This is a genomic window from Cupriavidus basilensis (assembly GCF_029335485.1).
GTDB classification, from domain to species: Bacteria; Pseudomonadota; Gammaproteobacteria; order Burkholderiales; family Burkholderiaceae; genus Cupriavidus; species Cupriavidus basilensis_E.
In genome coordinates this window covers 1-3,174 of record NZ_JARJLM010000251.1, presented here as the reverse complement: position 1 = coordinate 3,174, position 3,174 = coordinate 1, and the positions used below count along the sequence as shown (strand labels likewise).

The 3,174-nt window shown below is 64.5% G+C and carries 3 protein-coding genes; all 3 read right to left on the bottom strand.

What is annotated here, in order from left to right:
- Positions 1 to 332 precede the first annotated feature (332 nt).
- Genes P3W85_RS14280 through P3W85_RS14270 form a run of 3 tightly spaced genes read right to left on the bottom strand, consistent with a single transcriptional unit; the run spans position 333 to position 3,056 of the window.
- Positions 333 to 1,508, bottom strand: coding sequence for a vWA domain-containing protein (locus P3W85_RS14280; RefSeq protein ID WP_017226347.1), 1,176 nt, complete (start codon positions 1,506 to 1,508; stop codon positions 333 to 335).
- A gap of 46 nt (positions 1,509 to 1,554) precedes the next feature.
- Positions 1,555 to 2,160, bottom strand: a complete 606-nt coding sequence (locus P3W85_RS14275) for a GNAT family N-acetyltransferase (protein ID WP_017226348.1) — start codon at positions 2,158 to 2,160, stop codon at positions 1,555 to 1,557.
- Between the two features lie 17 nt (positions 2,161 to 2,177).
- A complete protein-coding gene (locus tag P3W85_RS14270; protein ID WP_017226349.1) occupies positions 2,178 to 3,056 on the bottom strand; it encodes an AAA family ATPase in 879 nt (292 codons plus the stop codon).
- Positions 3,057 to 3,174: the final 118 nt, after the last annotated feature.

Genomic DNA, 3,174 nt, shown 5'->3' with positions numbered 1-3,174 from the left:
GCCTTGATTGCCGCGGCGGCGGCGCAGAGCTTCGGGCTGGACGGCGAGCGCGTGGCGCGCACGCTGTTCGGGCGCGGGGGCGGGCAGGGGGGGATGCTGGGCGGACTGCTGCGCGCCTGACACAGGCGGGCGGTATTCCGGCCCCGCTCGTTCCCGCCCTTCGGACGTTCGTGCGAGTGCCACGTTCTCGGGGCAGAGGACCCTGCGCTGGTCTGATTCCAGCTGTGTGAGCCGCCCCCAGGCGGGCCGCACCCATGGGCGACGCGAAGCGAGCCGCGGCGATACGGCTTTTGATTCTTGACTTTGCAGTCAAGCCTTTCGAGTCACCACTACTACTTCGACAACACCCGCATCGCCTGCTCCAGCCCACCAAGCGTCACCGGATACATACGCGACTTCATGATCTGGTTGATCACCGTCACCGACTGCCGGTATTGCCACAGCCCTTCCGGCTCGGGGTTGAGCCAGACGAAGCGCGGGAACTGCTCGATCAGACGGTTGAGCCAGACCGCGCCGGCTTCCGGGTTGTTGTATTCCACCGAGCCGCCCGGCTGCAGGATCTCATACGGGCTCATGGTGGCATCGCCGACGAAGATCACCTTGTAGTCGGGCGTGTATTTGTGGATCAGGTCCCAGGTGGCGATCTTCTCCGCGTGGCGGCGGCGGTTGTTTTTCCACACGTAGTCATAGACACAGTTGTGGAAGTAGTAATACTCCAGGTGCTTGAACTCGGTCTTGGTGGCCGAGAACAATTCTTCCACGCGCTTGATGTGGTCGTCCATCGAGCCGCCCACGTCCATCAGCATCAGCACCTTGACCTTGTTGTGGCGCTCTGGACGCAGCTTGATGTCGAGCAGGCCGGCGTTGGCCGCGGTGGCGTGGATGGTGTCGTCCAGGTCCAGTTCGGTCTCGGCGCCTTCTCGTGCGAACCGGCGCAGGCGGCGCAGCGCCACCTTGATATTGCGCGTGCCCAGTTCGACCTGATCGTCGTAGTCCTTGTAGGCGCGCGCCTCCCATACCTTGATGGCGGTGCGGTTGCCTTTGGAGGGGCCGCCGATGCGGATGCCTTCGGGGTTGTAGCCGCCGTGCCCGAACGGCGAGGTGCCGCCGGTGCCGATCCATTTGTTGCCGCCCTCGTGCTTTTCCTTTTGCTCGTCGAGTAGCTGCTTGAGCCGCTCCATCAGCTTGTCGAGCCCGCCCATGGCCTCGATCTTGGCTTTTTCCTCGGCGGAGAGTTCGCGCTCCAGGGTTTTCTGCAGCCAGTCCAGGGGAATGTCCGACTTCCAGTCGACCAGGCTCTCCACACCCTTGAAGTAGGCCGCGAAGGTCTGGTCGAACTTGTCGAAGTGCTTCTCGTCCTTGACCAGCGTCATGCGCGACAGGTAGTAGAACTCGTCGATCGAGGGCGTGATCACCTCGGCCTTGAGCGCCTCCAGCATGGTCAGGTATTCCTTGACCGATACCGGCAGCTTGGCATGGCGCAGCGAGAAGAAGAAATCGATCAGCATGGTGGTCTCGCTCAGAGTTTCCCGGGGCGGTGGCTGGCTTGCGTGTTCACGAGGCGCGCCCCGGCAGGTCCAGGCGGTATTGCAGGTGGCGCTTCACCGCCGGCCACTCGCTGGCGATGATGGAGAACACCACCGTGTCCCGAAGGGATCCGTCGGGCATGCGCTGGTGGTTGCGCAGCACGCCGTCCTGCTTGGCGCCGAGGCGGGCGATGGCGGCGCGGCTCTGGTGGTTCATCCAGTGCGTGCGGAACTCCACCGCGATGCATTCCAGCTGCTCGAAGGCGTGCGTGAGCAGCATCAGCTTGCATTCGGTGTTGATGGCGCTGCGCTGCACGCGCCGCGCATACCAGGTGGCGCCGATCTCCAGGCGGCGGTGGGCGGCTTCGATATGCATGAAGTTGGTCATGCCGACGAGGTCGCCGCTGGCCGCGTCGCGCACGGCGAAAGGCTGCCATGAGCCTTCCTGCTGGCAAGCCAGGCGCCGCGCAATCTCGGCGTCGATGGCCTCGGGCGCGGGCACGCTGGTGTACCAGAGCCGCCACAGCTCGCCGTCCGCCACCGCGTGGCGCAGGCCGGCTGCGTGGCTCGCATCCAGGGGTTCCAGTACCGCGTGGCGGCCGCTCAGGGTGACGGGCTTGACGAAGGCGTTCATGGTGGCGGGCTCCCGTCTCAGCGGTTGGCGCGGTTCATGAACACCAGCCGCTCGAACAGGTGCACGTCCTGTTCGTTCTTCAGCAGCGCGCCATGCAGCGGCGGGATCGCGGCTTTCTTGTCCGGGCTCTTGAGCGCCTCGGGCGGGATGTCTTCGGCCATCAGCAGCTTGAGCCAGTCGATCAGCTCCGACGTGGAGGGCTTCTTCTTCAGGCCCGGCAGGTTGCGCATCTCGTAGAAGGATTCGAGCGCGGCCGCCACCAGCTCGCGCTTGATGCCAGGGTAGTGCACATCGACGATGCGCTGCATGGTCTCGGCGTCGGGGAACTTGATGTAGTGGAAGAAGCAGCGGCGCAGGAAGGCGTCGGGCAGTTCCTTTTCATTGTTCGAGGTGATGATCACCAGCGGGCGATGGCGCGCCTTGACCAGTTCGCGCGTCTCGTACACATAGAATTCCATGCGGTCGATTTCGCGCAGCAGGTCGTTGGGGAATTCGATGTCCGCCTTGTCGATCTCGTCGATCAGCAGCACCACCTGCTGGTCGGCCTCGAAGGCCTGCCACAGCACGCCCTTGACGATGTAGTTGCGGATGTCGTGGACGCGGTCGTCGCCGAGCTGCGAATCGCGCAGGCGCGACACCGCGTCGTATTCGTACAGGCCCTGCTGGGCCTTGGTGGTCGACTTGATGTGCCACTGGAGCAGCGGCATGCCGAGCGCCGCCGCCACTTCCTCGGCCAGCATGGTCTTGCCGGTGCCGGGCTCGCCCTTGATCAGGAGCGGGCGCTGCAGGGCGCGGGCGGCGTTGACGGCCAGCTTGAGGTCATCGGTGGCGACATATTGCTGGCTGCCTTCGAAACGGGTCTGCTGGTTCTGGCTGGCGTTGGTGGTGTTGGACATGTGGCAACCTGAAGGGGTTTGTGCGTGTCGGAATCGGCCAGTATAAAAGAGCTTTTCGGTTCGCGTATGGTCGGCCGCGCCCTGCTGGACTGCCGCGTGCAGCCTGCGGTACAATGCG